The organism is Azospirillum brasilense (genome assembly GCF_001315015.1).
Classification (GTDB): Bacteria; Pseudomonadota; Alphaproteobacteria; order Azospirillales; family Azospirillaceae; genus Azospirillum; species Azospirillum brasilense.
On record NZ_CP012914.1, the window covers coordinates 1875582 to 1891647 of the forward strand.

Consider the following 16066-nt stretch of genomic DNA (forward strand, 5'->3'; position numbering starts at 1 on the left):
AAGGTCAGGGCAAAAAGCGGCAACCATAAGGGGTACTGCCGAGACCTTTACCGTTTAGCCTTCGGTAAGGAATCTACCCCCATAGTTTGGATAGCGAAAACAACTCCCGTCAGAATCCTGCCCGTGCTCCCCGTCGCCACAGCCCCTGCGCCGGCACCCTCCTATCTTCGGCCCGACCAGTTGGCCGAGGTTCTGGACCGGCACGCCCGTTGGATCAAGGGCCAGCCGGGCGGTGCGCGCGCCAATCTGGCGTTGGCTGATCTGGAGGGCGCCGACTTGGCCCAGCGCGACCTGCGCGGCGCCCGGCTGGTGGGCGCGAAGCTGGCGCGCTGCCGGCTCAGCGGCACCAATCTGGCCGGCGCCGACCTGTTCGGCGTCGATCTGCGTGACGCCGACATCACGCGCGCCAATCTCATGCAGACGGATCTGCGCGGTGCCCGGCTGCGCTCCGCCGATTTCTCGAACGCCAATCTGCGCGGCGCCGACCTGCGCGCCGGAACGCTGGAAGCCCGCCGCGGCACAGGTTCGGACTCCCATCCAGACGCCCAGGACGCCGAAGCCACCCGGCAAACCCACCGGTCCGCCCTGGCCCGCCTTCAAGGCGGCGTCACCGCGGAAGGCGGCATTCCGACCGACCTGACCGGCGCCGTCCTGGCCGGCGCCAACCTGACGGAAGCCGACCTGTGCGGGGCGGTGCTTCAGAACGCCGACCTGACCGGCGCGGTGCTGACCGACGCCAACCTGTCGGGGGCGCGGCTGAACGGGGCCAACCTGACCGGTGCCCGGCTGGACGGCTGCACCTTCGACAACGCCGATCTGGTCGGCACGCGGATGGTCGATTGCGATCTTTCGCAGGCCAAGCTCGGTTCCGCCTGCCTGACCCGGCCCATCGACAGCATGGGATCGGAAATCCAGCGGGCGATCTTCGACCATGAGCGCTGGATCGACAGCGTCGGCCAGCGCGGGGAGCGCGCCGAACTGGACGGCACCGACCTCAGCCGCGCCGACCTGCGCGGCGTCAATCTCAGTGCGGCCTCGCTGCGCGGCGCCAACCTGTCCGACGCGGCGCTGACCGGCGCCCGGCTGATGATGGCCGATCTGTCCGGCGCCAATCTGGAGCGCGCGAACCTGATGGGGGCCGACCTGTCCGGCGCCAACCTCAGCTTCGCCCGCCTGACCGGGGCCGACCTGACACGGGTCAACCTTGGACCGGCGGAGATCAAGGACCCCAGCGGGCGTCCCACGGGCCGCTCCTGGGCCGCCAATCTGATGGGCGCCGACCTGCGGCAGGCCATGCTGACCGATTCCCGTATGGTTCAAGCGAACCTGACCGACGCCGATCTGGAGAACGCCGACCTGGACGGGGCGGATCTGGCCGGCGCGAAGCTTCAGCGGGCCCATCTCAAGGGCAAGGTGCCGCGGCGGCGCTGACCCGCTCCCCTTCGGCTCCACCGCCGTCATCATCCCGCAAAGGAACGCGGCGCATCTTGCGGCATTCCGATCCGCCGAACGGTCCGCCATGCCCAGCCTTCCCTGCCCCCTTCCCCGGCGCGGCGCTCTGCGCCTGATCGCCGCCGCCATCCCTGCCGTCATCCTGCCCCTGTTCGTCCGCCCCGCGCGGGCCGAGGAACCGCGCCTGTCCGAAGTCTGGCGGTGCGGCGGCGGCGACTGCCCCGGCTACGAGTATCACCCCCGCTACGGCGATCCGGAGCACGGCGCGCCGGCGGGCACCGCTTTCCAGGACCTGCCGGCGGACTGGTTCTGCCCGCGCTGCGGCGCCGGCAAGCCGGGTTTCCGCCGGATGGGCGATTGACCAGAAAACCATCTTGCCATACCGTCATCATTCCGCAATTATTGCGGTCATGGACGACACAGACCGCAAAATAATCGCGCACATCCAGGCTGATGGACGCGCCTCCTACGCCGACATCGGGGCCGCAGCCGGACTCTCGGTGTCCGCCGTGAACGAGCGGCTGAAGAAGCTGCAGGCCAACGGCGTGATCCAGGGGTGGGGGGCGCGGCTGTCCCCCAAGGCCGCCGGGCTGGACGTTCTGGCCTTCGTCGAGGTGCTGCTCGACCGCCCGGAGCATGACGCGCCCTTCCGCGACGCCATGCGCGCCACGCCGTCGGTTCAGGAATGCCACCACGTCACCGGGGACTGGTCCTATCTGCTCAAGGTGCGCGTGACGAACACGGAGGCGCTGGAACGCTTTCTGTCCGACCGGCTGAAGGCCCTGCCCGGCGTCGTGCGCTCCCACACCGTGATCGCGCTCTCCTCGGTCAAGGAGACGCCGATCCTTCCCATCGAATTAGACTGACCCAGCCGGAGCACCCGCATGGACACGCTGCCCGCCCTGCTGAAGGGCCTGACCATCGGCTTCAGCATCGCCGCCCCGGTCGGGCCGATCGGACTTCTGTGCATCCGGCGCACCCTGGCCGACGGGCCGGCGCATGGCTTCGTCAGCGGGCTGGGTGCTGCCAGCGCGGACGCGGTCTATGGCGCCATCGCCGGCTTCGGGGTGGTCCTGGTCACCGACGCGCTGCTGGGCGCGCAGGTGGCGCTGAAGCTGGTCGGCGGGCTGATGCTGCTGTGGCTGGGCTGGAGCACCCTGCGCGCCCGTCCGGCGGAGCGCGCCGCGGACGCCCGCGGCGGCGGCGGTCTGGCCGGGGCTTACGCCTCCACCTTCGCGCTGACCCTCGCCAACCCGGCGACGATCCTCAGCTTCGCCGCGGTGTTCGGCGGGCTGGGCGTGTCGGCGGGGGACGGGAGCAGCACCGGCGTGGCCGCCCTGCTCGTCGCGGGCGTCTTCACCGGGTCGGCGATGTGGTGGTTGGGGCTCAGCGCCTCGGTCGGGGCGTTCCGGCGCCGGGTCACGCCCGCCGCCATGCTGTGGATCAACCGCGCCTCGGGCGCGGTGTTGGGAGTGTTCGGGATCGCGGCCCTCGCCTCCCTCCTGTGAGGAAACGGGATACGCCGGTCACCCGGAGCACATCAGAACAGAATGGTCACCGGGCCGCCCAGCGCGACCGCGGCAACGATCAGGATGGCCACCGCCGTCAGCTTCTCCGCCGCCGACCAGCGCTGCCAATCCTTCTTGAAACTCTTGAGATCCTGGGCCATGGCAACCTCCGCCATCCCTGACTGTCCGTGTTGAGAGCGACATTGGACGCTTCCAGTTGATGTTTGGTTAACGTCGCCCGGAAACTCTTTCATCCATCGCAATGCCACAGGTAATCGGAAGAAAAACTGATGCAAGTCAAATAGAGGGCAAAAGCGGGTACAATTTTCGGCATCCCCCATGAGGAGGCCCCCGGGCGCGTCCCGCGTCCCCCGGATGGAAGGGTTTCCACCGACGGTCCGATGCCCCAAATCCCTTTGGACACCCATCGACGCGTCGGCGCCGGACAAGCCTGACCAAGCCCACAAGACATGAGGTGCTGGCGGTGAGCGGACTGAAGATCGGACTGGCCCTGGGCAGCGGGGCGGCGCGCGGCTGGGCGCACATCGGCGTGTTGCGCGCGCTGGAGGAGATCGGGGTCGAGCCCGACGTGATCTGCGGAACCTCCATCGGCGCTGTGGTCGGCGCGGCCTACCTGACGGACCAGCTCGACGAGTTGCAGGTCTGGGCGCAGAGCATGGGCTGGCTCGGCATGCTCGGCATCATCGACCTGACCTTCCGCCGCGGCGGGCTGCTGGCCGCCGACCGCACCTTCGACCGCTTCCGAAACCACCGGACCGAGGTCACCATCGAGCAGTTGCACAAGCCCTTCGCCGCGGTCGCCACCGACCTCAGCACCGGGCGGGAGATCTGGCTGCGCGACGGGCCGATGCTCAGCGCGGTGCAGGCCTCGGCCGCCATGCCCGGCCTGTTCCCGGCGGTGCGGCGCGACGACCATTGGCTGGTGGACGGCGCGCTGGTCAACCCGGTGCCGGTGTCGCTCTGCCGCGCGCTGGGCGCGGATGTGGTGATCGCGGTCAACCTGAACAGCGAACTGTCGCCGCTGAGCCGCCCCTCCGGGCGCGGCGCCGCCAAACTGCGCAAGGCCGCGGAGGCGAAGCCGGCCCAGATGCAGGCGGCCCAGATGCAGCAGGCCCAGGCCCTTCAGGAAGAGGCGATGGCGCCGGCGGGTGACGCGACCTCGCCGGTCTTCTCAACCCTGACCTCGCAGATCGCCTCCTGGATGGGCCGGCGGCCGGCGGCGCGCACGCGCTTCCTCGCCGACCAGCTCACGCGCGCCCCGGCCTCCAACGTCCCGCCCAACGTGATGGACGTGATGGCCGGGTCGATCGACATCATGCAGGACCGCATCACCCGCTCCCGCCTGGCCGGCGAGCCGCCGGACGTGCTGATCGCGCCCCGCCTCGCCCACATCGGCATCCTGGAGTTCGACCGGGCGGAGGAGGTGGTGGAGATCGGCTACGGCGCCGCCTCGATCCTCAAACCCGCGCTGGAGCTGGCTCTGCGCCGGGCATAGCCGCGCTCAGACGGGAGCCGCCGGCCACATCCAGGTCAGCTCGTGCTTGTTGTGGTGGAGGTGCACGACCCGCCCGCCGGGAATCGCGGCGAAGGCACGGGCCGTCTCGTGGTCGGTCTCGGCCTGGAACTTCAGCGTGCAGATGAAGCGCTTGGCCAGCCCGCTCTCCATCCACTGGTTCACCAGCCGCAGCAGGCGCGTGGGGTAGCAGATCACGTCGCAGCACAGCCAATCCACCGGCCCGACGTCCTGCGGCTTCAGGCCGAAGGCGCTCTCCTGGCGGAACTCGATGCGCGGCAGGGCGGCGATGGCCGGGTCGAGCGGCGCCTTGTCGACGCTGACCACGCTGGCGCCCAGCTCGTGCAGCACCCAGCTCCAGCCGCCGGGGCAGGCGCCGAGGTCGATGCAGCGGTCGCCCGGCCCCGGCTGTTCACCGAACAGGGTCAGTGCTTCCCACAGCTTCAGATAGGCGCGGTTGGGCGGCACCGTCCGGTTCTCGACGAAGGTGACCTCGCCGTGGCGGTAGGGGCTGGAGCAGCGCGCCGCCGCGACGATGGTATTCTCGTCCAGCAGCGTCCAGGAGCCCAGCGGAGCGGTCGGCAACGGCGACGGGAAGACGACCGGCTTGGCCGAGACGTGGGGCAGGTTGTCCTGGATCAGGCTGGCCCGCCGGTGATGGCGCAGCGTCCAGAGCGCCCAATTGCGCTGGATGGAACGCAGGGCCCGCGCGCCCTCCTTGATCGACGCGAACTCGATCCGCACCGGGTCGTGCCAGATGTTCTGCGCCCAGGCGGCCGGACGCGCCGGCCCGTCGGTGAAGACCAGCCGGTCCTCCACCGCCGCCACGTCGCCCAGTTCGGCCACGAGGTCCTGAACGAAGCCTTCGGGCGCCAGATAGATGGTCTGCCCCAGGGGGGTCTGCGCCGGCGCCGGTCGGGCGGACGAAGTGTCGGATGAGTCGCTCATGCCGAGGGGCTAGCGCCCCTGGCGTTCGATTGCAAGAGCGCGGTCGAAGAAATCGGCGATCTCCGCGTTCAGTCGTTCGTGGAAGGCCGCCCGGTCAAAGCCCGGCGGGTCCCAGGCGGGCGGCCCGATCTCCGCCGCGATGGCAGCCGGAATGGGCATCATGAAGGCGAAGTGCCCGGCGTCGCGCACGACGTCGTAATCGGGCGGCACCGGCAACCGGTCACGCAGTTCCTCGACCTGGGAAGCCGCGACCTGCTCGTCCCGCTCCGCCCGGTACAGGCGGATGGGGATTGTCACCCCGGCGAGACCATCCTTGGAGAAGGGAACACCGACCGGCGCCATCAGTAGGGCGGCACGGATGCGTGGGTCGTGCGCCTCGACGCGAGCCTCCGCCTCCTCGTTCCCAAGATGGCAGAAACGCTCACCGACCGGCGGGGTGCGGCAATGGGCGGCGATGCGTCCCAGTTCCGCTATGCCGCCAGCGGCCACCAGAACCGTATAACCGCCGGCCGAGAAACCAAGGGCGCCAACGCGTTCGCCGTCGAGCCGGTCAGCCAGTTCCGGCTCTGCCAGAATATGGTCGAGCATCGCGGAAAGCTGGGCTGGGCGGTTCCGCCACATCCGCTCCGTGCCGGCGTCCCGGTCGTCGTCGAAGGCGTTGCCCCGATGATGAACCGCCGCGACCACATAGCCCCGCCGGGCCAGAGCCATGGCGGTGTCCGCGTGGCCGAAAGCGCTTCCCCCAGACCCGTGGGACACGACCACCAACGGGTGGCGTCCCTTGGTCACCGGCCCTCCTTCCGCCACCCGGAGCGTGAAGGGGCCGCGCCGCACCGGCGTTTCCGGCGCGTTCGTCGGATACCAGACCACCGCACGGGCCATACCGCCGTCCGACGGGTCGGTAAATGCCAGCGCACGCATGCCCACCTCCGCACCGGCACCGCCGGCCCAAAGGACCGCCACTCCGGTGATCAGCAGCCATCCCATTCGCAGCACCGCATCCTCCCACCGCTTGAGAAAAGCATCGACGACGGAGGTAGCCGCATCCCCCGTTCGCCCGGGCTGTGACATTCCGCCGCAATCCGCTCAAATTTGGCCGTCATGATTCAGATCAATTGACAATCATTCTCAGTCGCAGCACATTGGCCCCAGCAAGACCGCACAACACGCACCGCTGCCGGGGGCCCATGTACGTCTGCATCTGCCACGCGCTGAACGACAAGCAGGTTACCAAGGCGCTGGAGAACGGCGCCCGCACTCCGGCTTCCGTCTTCCGGCATTATGAGCGTCAGGTCCAGTGCGGCAAATGCGTTCCGATGATGCGAGAGATGGCCCAAAGCCATTGCGCGAACCAGTGCCATTCCTGCTCCACCCACACTGCAACGCCGCAGCCAGCCCTGCTTCCGGAACCAGCCAACGCCGAAAGCTTCCCTTACGGCGTCGCAGCCGAGTAACGGGCGCCGTCCTCACCCTGCTTGCAAGTCGCAGCAACAACAGCCACCATCCCTTCGCCGCGGACTTCTCCTTTAATCCAGTAGTCCACCGATTTATTTCAGGGCTGCTCCGCCGTTCCGTGCCGTTTTGCCGCCACTCGGCACCAACTGGGATCTTCCTTTAGGCTGCGACAAATCGCCATAGTCCTATACCCCTGGCCCGCTTGACGGGGCGGGGCCGATGATGCAGAAAGAGTCCAGCCGGATTCAAGAAATCCGAAGACTTCGGAACGGTGCAGAACGCTTCCGATTGGGCGGATACACAAAACTTCAAGTTCTTTGGAACTGGAAATGCCTTTCATACGTCTATGAAAGGCAACCAGACGGATTTTTATTTTGGCGTTGCAGCAAATATTTTGTTGCAACGCACATATTGCGGAAAGGCATCCGCCGTGCAGCGCCGCTCCGGACCGTAGGCCTGACGATCAGGCGAACGGTCCCCAAGCGATCCGAAGGGAGAAGTGAAAAATGAGCTGCCGCAACCGGCACGCTTACGACGTCAAATGCCGCGACCTGCTCCAAGCGACCGCCGAACGGCTGGACCGGCTGCGGTCGCTGGTGGAGCGGTCCGGCCCCGAAACTCGTGAGACCATGAGCCGGGAAGACATGGAACGCACGCTGGACGCCCTGCGCGGCCAGCACAACCGGCTGTGCGCCCGCGTCGAGGCGGCGCGCATCGCCACGGACGATGCCTGGACCTTCGCCCACGCCATTGCCGACCAGGCGGCGGAAGAGCTGGTCAGCGGTCTCGACCACATGGAAGCCTGCCTGAGGCGCAAAGCAGCCTGACCGCCAAGCGCCCACCACCGGGCCGCATCACTCCGCCTTGAACAGCAGGACAGCCCCACGTTCGGCCAGCGGAGTGGGCGACGGGGTGCCCGGAAGGACGATGTTTACCACCGTGCCTTCTCCGGGGGCGCTGCTCAACGTCAATTGCCCGCCATGGGCTTCCACAAAGCGCTTGGCGAGCGGCAACCCCAGCCCCGTGCCGGAATGGGCCTTGGTCATGTAGCTGTTCACTTGGCGGAACGGCTCCAGCGCGATCTTGAGGTCCTCCGGTGACATGCCGATGCCCGTGTCGGCGAAGGTCAGGGACACGCAGCCATCCCCGCCACGCGCCGCATCCACACGCACCCGCCCGCCCGACGGGGTGAACTTGATGGCGTTGGACAGCAGGTTCAGGACCGCCTGCCGCAGGCGCATGGCGTCGGCCACGACCATCAGGCCGGGCTCGACGGGCGGGCATTCCATCCGCACCCCCTTCTGGGCGGCCAGCGCTTCCACCAACTCGACGCACTCGCCCAGCAGGACAGTGACCCGAACCGGCTCCGGATACAGTTCCAGGCGCCCCGCCTCCACCTTCGCCATGTCCAGCACGTCGTTGACCAGGGACAGAAGATGTTGGCCGGAGACATGGATGCTGGCGATGTATTCCTGGTGCTTCGGTGGGCTTGGGCCGAACAGGCCGGACATCAACGCCTCGCTGAAACCGATGATCGCGTTCAGCGGTGTGCGCAGTTCGTGGCTCATGTTGGCCAGGAAATCGGACTTCGCGAGGTTGGCGGCCTCGGCATGTTCTTTCTCCGCTTCCAGCCGGCGGCGCTGCTCCGCCAGCATGGCCTCGCGTGCTTGGCGGGCCTCGCGCTCCGCGTGGCGGCGGCGGCGGACGTGGCGCGTCACCACCAGCGACAGCACCAGCGTCGCCAGTCCGGCCCCTGCCGCACCGGCCAGGATGGTGGTGCGCGTCTGGTTCAACTGTCCGCTGATCTGCTCGAACGGAACGGCCACGATGATCGACCAGCCGGTCTGCTGCGACCGGTGAACGAGGACCAGCGCCTCATGCCCTTCCCGGGTCGTCGCGGAGAACAGCTTCGGGTGCGGCTCCATCAGCCGGGGCACCATCTGGTCCCTGACTTGCTGGCCGACATGCAGGTCGGGGTCGTGGGAGCGCGCGGCGATGACCATGGAGGGATCGACCACCGACACCGTCCAAGCCGAGGGAATTCCCGAGCCGCGCAGCACGGCGCCCAACCCCTCCAGCCCAACCGCCAGCGACAGGACGTGCCGGACGGGCGCGCCTGGGGGACCTTCCGGGTCCAGAATCGGCGCACGGACAATCAGCGCCGGACGTCCCGGCGGCCCCCCCGGAGGCAGAACCCCGCCAACCACCGTCCGCTGCGTAGCGACCACTTGTCGGGTCACCTCGTCCAGACGCGGGGGCGGCAGGCGGACGCCCAGCGGGTACTGGGTATGGAACTGGAGGGACATATCCTCCACCCTCACCATTCCGATCGCCAGCCAACCCGGTTGGCTGCGCACGGCCTCCGCGGCCTCCGACCTCAGCAAGGCAAGATCGTCCACCGTGTTGCGGCTCAACGCGGCCAAAAGTTCCAGAGGGCGGGCCTTGCTCTCCAGTTCCCGATCGATGGCGACCATTACGGAACGGGCCTGCGCCGCCAACTCCGCCGCCAGCACGTCCTGCTGCCGGAGATCCAGAATCCAGACCACCACCGCCAGGAACAGCAGCAGCGGGGCGATGGCAGCTAGCCCCAGACCAAGCGTCGATGAGGGCAGGCGCAAGGCACTCTCCGACCTTTGACGGAAACGGAATGGCGTCCGGACTGGAAAGGGGAAGGCGGCGTGCACGTCCCGTCCCAATGGGTCGCCCGCATCGGACCGCCTGTCAAGTCCATCGGTTGCTTTCCTTCGTCCCTCACCCCACCACCGCGAGCATGCGGGCAAGCTCCACTGCCGTCTTGACGCCCATCTTTTCGAAGACGTGGGCGCGGTGCACCTCGACGGTCCGCATGCTGATCCCCAGTTCGTCGGCGATGACCTTGTTCAGCTTGCCGGCCACCACCAGCCCCATCACCTGCCGTTCACGCTGGGTCAGGGTTGCCAGCCGGGCGGCCACGCCGGCCTGGCCGGCCTGCCGCGCCCGCTCTCCGGCATCGAAGGCCAGCGCCTCGATCACCCGGTCGACGAGGTCGTTATCGTTGAAGGGCTTCTCCACGAAGTCGCGGGCGCCCTTCTTCAAGGCCGACACGGCAATGGGCACGTCACCATGGCCGGTCAGGAACAACACGGGCATCCGGCAGCCCATGGCGGACAGCCGGTCGAACAGCTCCAGGCCGCTCATTCCTTCCATGCGGATGTCGAGCAGAAGGCAGCCGGCCATGGCGGGATCGTAGTCGGCAAGAAACGCCTCCGCCGATGGCCAGGAAGCCACCGGAACGTTGCGCGATTGGAACAGCCAGCCGAGAGCGTCGCGGATCGCCTCGTCGTCATCGACGATGTGCAGCTTCGGCTCACACATCGGCCGCCCTCACGTCATGGGAGTCGGCCGCGCCCGTCGCCGACGGCTCCGACAGGACCGGCAGGGAGAAGAGGAAGACGGTACCGCCCTCAGGCGCGGGCTCGAACCACAGGCGCCCCTGATGGTGTTCGATGATGGACCGGCAGATGTTCAGGCCCATGCCCATGCCCTCGGTCTTGGTGGTGAAGAAGGGAGAGAACAGTTTTTCCGCATTTTCGGACGAAATGCCACAGCCGCGGTCCTGGATGCGCGTCAGGACCGTCCCGTCCACCTCCTGCACCGTCACGCTCAGCCGGCGGCGGTCGCGCCGGGTCGTCGCCATCGCTTCGATTCCGTTGCGCATCAGGTTCACGACCACCTGCTGCAGCAGGATTCGGTCGGCCATAACCGCCGGCAGATCGCGCCCCATCTCCAGCACCAGCCTCACCCCCTGCTGGCGGGCATCGGAATCCATCAGCGCCACGCAATCCTCAAGCACCCTGGCCAGACGGCACGGCGCGACGTTCGGTTCGCTCTTGCGCACGAAGTCATGGATCCGGCGGATGATCTGGCCGGCGCGCTTGGCCTGCCCGGACAGCTTCTCAAGCGCCGTGGCCAGCTCGTCCGGCCGGATGCTGCCGGCCTGAAGGCGGTTGAGGCAGCCGGTGCAGTAGCTGGCGATGGCCGACAGCGGCTGGTTCAACTCGTGTGCCAGGGTAGACGCCATCTCGCCCATGGTGATGAGCCGCGCTGTCTGCTGGAGCCGTTCCTGCTGCTGGCGGGCCAGTTCCTCCGCCCGCTTGCGCTCGGTGATGTCGAGGACGGAGCCCATCCAGCCGGTGTGCCGCCCCTTGGCGTCGATCAGCGGAGCCTCGTAGATCAGCGCGTCGAACCGCTCGCCGTTGGCCCGGCGGAAACGCAGCTCGAAACCGTTGGCCGGTGCGTTGCCGGCCAGGACGGCCCGGAAGACCTCCTCGGTGTGGACCAGATCCTCGGGCAGCCAATAGGGCATGACCGGCCCGGCCCCCACCAGCTCCTCCGCGGACCAGCCGACCATGCGGCAAAAGGCCGGATTCACGTAGATGATGCGCCCGTCCAGGTCGCGGGCGCGCATGCCCACCGTCAGGCTGTCTTCCATCGCCTTGCGGAAAGCGTGCTCGGCGCGCAGGGCCTCCTCCGCCCGGATGCGCCGGGCGATGTGGCGGCGCACCGCCCACAGGCTCCACAGCGCCGAGACGGTCAGGGCAAAGATGGCGGCGATCAGGATGTTGCGCCCGAGGTTGCCGGACAGTTGATGGAGCGTGGCAACCAGGGTCAGGCCGTGCCCCGGTGGATCGAAGGGAACGACGTGGCTGCGCCGCGGCTCCGGCATGGCGATTCGCGACTTCGTCCCCAGCACCGCCCCGTAGGGGTCGATGACCTCCAGCTGGTAGCGCTGGGCGAACCACCAGGGCACGTGATGGGTCAGCAGGGCGTCGATCGACAGCACGCCGGCGAGCGCACCGGCGAACTCCTGCCCGCGGAAGATGGGGATGACGATCTCGAAGGCGGTGTCCGCGGCCCCCAGCCGGTAGGGCGCCGAATAGGCCCGGCGGCCCGAGGAGCGGGCGATCAGGAAGGCGTCGGCGCGCGGGCTGGGGCCGAAGGCGTCGTCCAGCGCCGGCCCGTCGTCCACCGGCGGCTCCGACCGCACCGGCCGGCCCTGCGGGTCCAGCCGCACCACCCGCTGGATCGCCGGATTCACCGTCACGATGTGGCGCGCCATCACCGAGTAGTTCACCGGTGTGGTGTCCTCGCGCCCCAGCGATTCGGCGAGATATTGCAGCTTCTCCTCGTCGGAGGTGAGCTGGAAATGCAGGTTCTGCTCCACCCACAGCACGTCCTTGATGAGGGTGAGCGTTTCCTCCTCCCGCTCGCTGCGGTGGAGCACCCACAGGAAGACGCCGAACAGAAGGACGACCAGCGCCATCGCCACGATGGGCATGGCCTGCACCGGGCCGCGCTGGCCGAGGCCATGGGCGGCGCTGGCCGCACCGCCGGTCATGGGGGGGAGAGGTGTTGGCACGGCAACCAATATGTCACGTTCACAGCTACGGATTTCCACAATAGCGTCGGGGGCGAAATTATCGAACAATGAAAGAATATCAAAGGCCGGACCATCAGTCTGACCAACAACAAGTGGAGGATGACCCCTATGAAGTTCGTTTCGCTGCTGTGCGCCACCGTCGCCGCCGGCTGCCTGATGGCCGCCACCGCCGCCACCGCGCAGGAGCCGATCGTCATCAAGTTCAGCCACGTCGTCGCTCCGGAAACCCCGAAGGGCAAGGGCGCCGAGAAGTTCAAGCAGCTGGCCGAGCAGCGCACCGCTGGCAAGGTGAAGGTCGAGGTCTATCCGAACAGCCAGCTCTACAAGGATAAGGAGGAGCTGGAGGCCCTGCAGCTCGGCGCCGTGCAGATGCTGGCCCCGTCGCTGGCCAAGTTCGGTCCGCTGGGCGCCAAGGAATTCGAGATCTTCGACCTGCCCTACATCTTCCCCTGCAAGGCCGCCCTGGTAAAGGTCACCACCGGCACGATCGGCAAGCAGCTGTTCCAGAAGCTGGAGAACAAGGGCATCACCGGTCTGGCCTATTGGGACAACGGCTTCAAGATCATGAGCGCCAACAAGCCGCTGCACACCACGGCGGACTTCAAGGGCCTCAAGATGCGCATCCAGTCGTCGAAGGTGCTGGACGCGCAGATGCGCGCGCTCGGCGCCCTGCCGCAGGTGATGGCCTTCTCCGAGGTCTATCAGGCGCTGCAGACCGGCGTCGTCGACGGCACCGAGAACCCGCCGTCCAACATGTACACCCAGAAGATGCACGAGGTGCAGAGCCACGCCACGCTCTCCGACCACGGCTATCTGGGCTACGCGGTCATCGTGAACAAGAAGTTCTGGGACGGCCTGCCGGCCGACGTCCGCACCGAGCTCGACGGCGCGATGAAGGAGGCGACCGAATACGCCAACAACATCGCCCAGGAAGAGAACGACAAGGCGCTGGAGGCGATGAAGGCCGCCGGCAAGACCAAGTTCTACGAGCTGACCAAGGACGAGCGCGCGTCGTGGCGCCAGGCGATGCTGCCGGTCCACGAGGACATGGCGTCGCGCGTCGGCAAGGAACTGCTGGCGAGCATCAAGACCGAGACCGACGCCGCCAAGTGTGAGTAACACGGTCCGGCTAACCGGGCGGCACTCCCGCCCGGTCTTCTAAGAAAAGAAAACGAAAGCACGGCCTTCGGCAAGCGCCCGCGCATACGACGCGGGCGCTTCCTCCTGCGCGCGGAGCCACCATGCCCATGAAAATCCTAGACCATCTGGAGGAGATTCTTATCGCCTTCCTGATGGCCGCGGCGACGACGATCATCTTCGTCGCTGTCGTCCACCGTTATGCGTCCGGCATCCCCGTCATCCAGGACTACATCCTGCATTGGAATCTGGCCTGGGCGCAGGAACTCTGCATCTACATGTTCGTCTGGATGGCAAAGTTCGGCGCCGCCTACGGCGTTCGCACCGGCATCCATGTGGGTGTGGACGTGCTCATCAACAAGCTGTCCGTCCCGATGCGGTCGAAGTTCATCGTGTTCGGCCTGCTGGCCGGCGCGACGTTCACCGGCGTCGTCGGCACGATGGGTTCCACCTTCGTCTGGCACATGTCGAACACCGAGCAGGTCTCGGCGGACCTCGAATGGCCGATGTGGATCATCTATCTGGCGATCCCGGTCGGCTCCTACCTGATGTGCTTCCGCTTCCTTCAGGTGATGGTGAACTTCCTGCGCACCGGCGAACTGCCGCACCATGACCACGGCCATGTCGAGGGTCTGGAGGAGGACAGCACCGACCCGCAGCGTGCCGCGCAGGACGTCAACTGGTTCGAGATGGACGACAACCTGCACCCGCACGACATCGCCCATCATGAAGGCCGCAAGCCCGGAAACGGCCCGGCCGCTGGCCCGACCGCCGGTAAGGGACCGAAGGAGAACGACCGATGAACGCCGCCATCATCTTCGGCCTTCTGCTGGTTCTGATGCTCACCGGCATGCCGATCTCGATCTCGCTCGGCCTGACGGTTCTGACCTTCCTCTTCACCATGACCCATGTGCCGATCGAGGCCGTGGCGCTGAAGCTGTTCACCGGCATCGAGAAGTTCGAGATCATGGCGATCCCGTTCTTCATCCTGGCCGGCAACTTCCTGACGCACGGCGGCGTGGCCCGGCGCATGATCAACTTCGCCACGGCGATGGTCGGTCACTGGCATGGCGGCCTCGGCCTCGCCGGCGTGATGGGCTGCGCCCTGTTCGCGGCGGTGTCCGGCTCCAGCCCGGCAACGGTGGTGGCCATCGGCTCCATCGTGCTTCCGGCGATGGTCGCCCAGGGCTTTCCGAAGCAGTTCGGCGCCGGCGTCATCACCACCTCGGGCGCGCTGGGCATCCTGATCCCACCGTCCATCGTGATGGTGATGTATTCGGTCGCCACCAGCGGCAGCCCGCACGCCGCCTCGGTCGGACAGCTCTTCATGGCGGGCGTCATCCCCGGCCTGATGCTGGCCTTCGTGCTGGGCGGCGTCACCTGGTACCGCGCGCGCAAGTTCGGCTACCCGCGTCTGCCGAAGGCCAGCCTGGCCCAGCGCCTCAAGGCTCTGCGTGAAGCGATCTGGGGCCTCCTGCTGATCGTCATCGTCATCGGCGGCATCTATTCCGGCGTCTTCACGCCGACCGAGGCCGCGGCGATGAGCGCCGTTTACGCCTTCATCATCGCGGTCTTCGTCTACAAGGACATGCCGCTGCGCGGCGTGCCGAAGGTGCTGCTGTCCTCGGCCAGCATGTCGGCGATGCTGCTCTACATCATCACGAACGCGGTGCTGTTCTCGTTCGTGCTGACGTCGGAGAACATCCCGCAGGGTATCGCCGACTGGATCGTCGGCCAGGGGCTGGGCGTGATCGCCTTCCTTCTGGTGACGAACATCCTTCTGCTGATGGCCGGCAACTTCATGGAGCCGTCGTCGATCGTGCTGATCATGGCGCCGATCCTGTTCCCGGTCGCCATCAAGCTGGGCATCGACCCCGTGCATTTCGGCATCATGATGGTCGTGAACATGGAGGTCGGCATGTGCCACCCCCCGGTGGGCCTGAACCTCTACGTCGCGTCGGGCATCACCAAGATGGGCATCACCGAACTGACCGTGGCCGTCTGGCCGTGGCTGCTGGCGATGCTGGGCTTCCTGGTGCTGATCACCTACGTGCCGATCATCTCCACCTGGCTGCCGCGCGCGCTGGGGATGATGTAATCCCCAAGCCTCGGGCGAAAGCCCATAAGGAAAACCCCTCGCTGGAGCGCTCCGGCGAGGGGTTTTCTCTTTTCGGAGAAGCCGAAGGACGTCACGCCTTCTTGACGAATTCCGACTTCAGGTTCATCGCGCCGATGCCGTCGATCTTGCAGGCGATGTTGTGGCCGTCGGCCCCATCGACCAGACGGATGTTCTTCACCTTGGTGCCGCCCTTGACGACCAGGGACGAGCCCTTGACCTTCAGATCCTTGATGACCGTCACCGCGTCGCCGTCGCTCAGCGTGTTCCCGTTGGCGTCCCGCACCCCCTGATCCGCCGCCGCGTCCGCGCCCGCGCCGCCTTCGGCCTGCGGGTTCCATTCATGGGCGCATTCCGGGCAGATCCACAGCATGCCGTCCTGATAGACATGCTCGGAGTTGCATTTCGGGCACTTCAATCCGTCGTCCATATCATCCTCGCCGTTCGGGAGCGGCATCCTAGTGCGGCGAGGCGAAATCCGGAAACGCAACTTGCCC

General features: G+C 67.2%; 17 protein-coding genes. 10 read left to right on the forward strand and 7 right to left on the reverse strand.

Annotated elements, in window-relative coordinates:
* The first annotated feature begins 123 nt into the window (after positions 1-123).
* The 4 genes from AMK58_RS08685 to AMK58_RS08700 all read left to right on the forward strand — a co-directional run bounded on the left by AMK58_RS08685 (position 124) and on the right by AMK58_RS08700 (position 2960).
* Complete coding sequence (locus tag AMK58_RS08685) at positions 124-1431, forward strand: pentapeptide repeat-containing protein (protein ID WP_035674382.1); 1308 nt, start codon at positions 124-126, stop codon at positions 1429-1431.
* An 88-nt stretch (positions 1432-1519) separates the two neighbouring features.
* Positions 1520-1813, forward strand: a complete 294-nt coding sequence (locus AMK58_RS31925; RefSeq protein WP_035674379.1) for a rubredoxin — start codon at positions 1520-1522, stop codon at positions 1811-1813.
* Between the two features lie 49 nt (positions 1814-1862).
* The gene (locus tag AMK58_RS08695) at positions 1863-2318 is read left to right on the forward strand and encodes an Lrp/AsnC family transcriptional regulator (RefSeq protein WP_035674378.1); all 456 of its coding nucleotides are present in this window, start codon (positions 1863-1865) and stop codon (positions 2316-2318) included.
* Between the two features lie 18 nt (positions 2319-2336).
* Positions 2337-2960 carry a LysE family translocator gene (locus AMK58_RS08700; RefSeq protein ID WP_035674374.1) on the forward strand — a complete coding sequence of 208 codons (624 nt, stop codon included), beginning with the start codon at positions 2337-2339 and terminating at the stop codon, positions 2958-2960.
* Positions 2961-2992: 32 nt separating this feature from the next.
* Here AMK58_RS08700 and AMK58_RS31695 read toward each other — a convergent pair whose 3' ends face one another.
* Positions 2993-3121, reverse strand: coding sequence for a hypothetical protein (locus AMK58_RS31695; RefSeq protein ID WP_256380053.1), 129 nt, complete (start codon positions 3119-3121; stop codon positions 2993-2995).
* 323 nt (positions 3122-3444) lie between these two features.
* Here AMK58_RS31695 and AMK58_RS08705 point away from each other — a divergent pair, with 323 nt between their 5' ends.
* Positions 3445-4476: a patatin-like phospholipase family protein gene (locus AMK58_RS08705; protein WP_306345777.1), complete on the forward strand. Its 1032-nt coding sequence runs from the start codon at positions 3445-3447 to the stop codon at positions 4474-4476.
* Between the two features lie 6 nt (positions 4477-4482).
* On the opposite strand, the gene AMK58_RS08710 is transcribed toward AMK58_RS08705, so the two are convergent.
* Together AMK58_RS08710 and AMK58_RS08715 are read right to left on the reverse strand one after the other, a co-directional pair.
* Entirely contained in the window at positions 4483-5442 is a 960-nt protein-coding gene (locus tag AMK58_RS08710) for an SAM-dependent methyltransferase (protein ID WP_051140270.1), read from the reverse strand.
* 9 nt (positions 5443-5451) lie between these two features.
* Positions 5452-6429 carry an alpha/beta hydrolase family protein gene (locus tag AMK58_RS08715; RefSeq protein WP_051140269.1) on the reverse strand — a complete coding sequence of 326 codons (978 nt, stop codon included), beginning with the start codon at positions 6427-6429 and terminating at the stop codon, positions 5452-5454.
* 200 nt (positions 6430-6629) lie between these two features.
* Here AMK58_RS08715 and AMK58_RS08720 point away from each other — a divergent pair, with 200 nt between their 5' ends.
* Both AMK58_RS08720 and AMK58_RS08725 read left to right on the forward strand, forming a co-directional pair.
* The gene (locus AMK58_RS08720) at positions 6630-6896 is read left to right on the forward strand and encodes a (2Fe-2S)-binding protein (protein WP_035674372.1); all 267 of its coding nucleotides are present in this window, start codon (positions 6630-6632) and stop codon (positions 6894-6896) included.
* A gap of 507 nt (positions 6897-7403) precedes the next feature.
* Complete coding sequence (locus tag AMK58_RS08725; protein WP_035674370.1) at positions 7404-7724, forward strand: hypothetical protein; 321 nt, start codon at positions 7404-7406, stop codon at positions 7722-7724.
* Positions 7725-7751: 27 nt separating this feature from the next.
* Here the strand turns inward: AMK58_RS08725 and AMK58_RS08730 are convergent, their stop codons facing one another.
* The 3 genes from AMK58_RS08730 to AMK58_RS08740 form a co-directional block, all read right to left on the reverse strand.
* A complete protein-coding gene (locus tag AMK58_RS08730; protein ID WP_035674367.1) occupies positions 7752-9515 on the reverse strand; it encodes a sensor histidine kinase in 1764 nt (587 codons plus the stop codon).
* 133 nt (positions 9516-9648) lie between these two features.
* Complete coding sequence (locus tag AMK58_RS08735) at positions 9649-10251, reverse strand: response regulator transcription factor (protein ID WP_035674364.1); 603 nt, start codon at positions 10249-10251, stop codon at positions 9649-9651.
* A complete protein-coding gene (locus AMK58_RS08740; RefSeq protein WP_059398805.1) occupies positions 10244-12274 on the reverse strand; it encodes a sensor histidine kinase in 2031 nt (676 codons plus the stop codon). Before AMK58_RS08740 ends, AMK58_RS08735 begins: the two co-directional genes overlap by 8 nt.
* A gap of 150 nt (positions 12275-12424) precedes the next feature.
* On the opposite strand from AMK58_RS08740, the gene AMK58_RS08745 reads away from it, so the two are divergent.
* The 3 genes from AMK58_RS08745 (at position 12425) to AMK58_RS08755 (ending at position 15551) form a co-directional block, all read left to right on the forward strand.
* A complete protein-coding gene (locus AMK58_RS08745) occupies positions 12425-13435 on the forward strand; it encodes a TRAP transporter substrate-binding protein (protein ID WP_035674362.1) in 1011 nt (336 codons plus the stop codon).
* Between the two features lie 122 nt (positions 13436-13557).
* On the forward strand, positions 13558-14256 hold the full coding sequence (locus tag AMK58_RS08750; protein WP_196813124.1) for a TRAP transporter small permease: 699 nt from the start codon (positions 13558-13560) through the stop codon (positions 14254-14256).
* The gene (locus AMK58_RS08755; RefSeq protein WP_035674359.1) at positions 14253-15551 is read left to right on the forward strand and encodes a TRAP transporter large permease; all 1299 of its coding nucleotides are present in this window, start codon (positions 14253-14255) and stop codon (positions 15549-15551) included. The genes AMK58_RS08750 and AMK58_RS08755 overlap by 4 nt, the downstream gene beginning before the upstream one ends.
* Positions 15552-15642: 91 nt before the next feature.
* On the opposite strand, the gene AMK58_RS08760 is transcribed toward AMK58_RS08755, so the two are convergent.
* Complete coding sequence (locus tag AMK58_RS08760) at positions 15643-15999, reverse strand: zinc ribbon domain-containing protein YjdM (protein ID WP_035674356.1); 357 nt, start codon at positions 15997-15999, stop codon at positions 15643-15645.
* Between the last annotated feature and the right edge of the window lie 67 nt (positions 16000-16066).

Excerpts from the sequence above, each read along its gene's own strand:
- AMK58_RS08735 (WP_035674364.1), bottom strand. The coding sequence starts at position 10,251 with ATGTGTGAGCCGAAGCTGCACATCGTCGATGACGACGAGGCGATCCGC.
- AMK58_RS08750 (WP_196813124.1), top strand. The coding sequence starts at position 13,558 with ATGCCCATGAAAATCCTAGACCATCTGGAGGAGATTCTTATCGCCTTC.
- AMK58_RS08740 (WP_059398805.1), bottom strand. The coding sequence starts at position 12,274 with ATGACCGGCGGTGCGGCCAGCGCCGCCCATGGCCTCGGCCAGCGCGGC.
- AMK58_RS08710 (WP_051140270.1), bottom strand. The coding sequence starts at position 5,442 with ATGAGCGACTCATCCGACACTTCGTCCGCCCGACCGGCGCCGGCGCAG.
- AMK58_RS31925 (WP_035674379.1), top strand. The coding sequence starts at position 1,520 with ATGCCCAGCCTTCCCTGCCCCCTTCCCCGGCGCGGCGCTCTGCGCCTG.
- AMK58_RS08695 (WP_035674378.1), top strand. The coding sequence starts at position 1,863 with ATGGACGACACAGACCGCAAAATAATCGCGCACATCCAGGCTGATGGA.
- AMK58_RS08700 (WP_035674374.1), top strand. The coding sequence starts at position 2,337 with ATGGACACGCTGCCCGCCCTGCTGAAGGGCCTGACCATCGGCTTCAGC.
- AMK58_RS08725 (WP_035674370.1), top strand. The coding sequence starts at position 7,404 with ATGAGCTGCCGCAACCGGCACGCTTACGACGTCAAATGCCGCGACCTG.
- AMK58_RS08760 (WP_035674356.1), bottom strand. The coding sequence starts at position 15,999 with ATGGACGACGGATTGAAGTGCCCGAAATGCAACTCCGAGCATGTCTAT.
- AMK58_RS08755 (WP_035674359.1), top strand. The coding sequence starts at position 14,253 with ATGAACGCCGCCATCATCTTCGGCCTTCTGCTGGTTCTGATGCTCACC.
- AMK58_RS08720 (WP_035674372.1), top strand. The coding sequence starts at position 6,630 with ATGTACGTCTGCATCTGCCACGCGCTGAACGACAAGCAGGTTACCAAG.
- AMK58_RS08745 (WP_035674362.1), top strand. The coding sequence starts at position 12,425 with ATGAAGTTCGTTTCGCTGCTGTGCGCCACCGTCGCCGCCGGCTGCCTG.
- AMK58_RS31695 (WP_256380053.1), bottom strand. The coding sequence starts at position 3,121 with ATGGCCCAGGATCTCAAGAGTTTCAAGAAGGATTGGCAGCGCTGGTCG.
- AMK58_RS08715 (WP_051140269.1), bottom strand. The coding sequence starts at position 6,429 with ATGGGATGGCTGCTGATCACCGGAGTGGCGGTCCTTTGGGCCGGCGGT.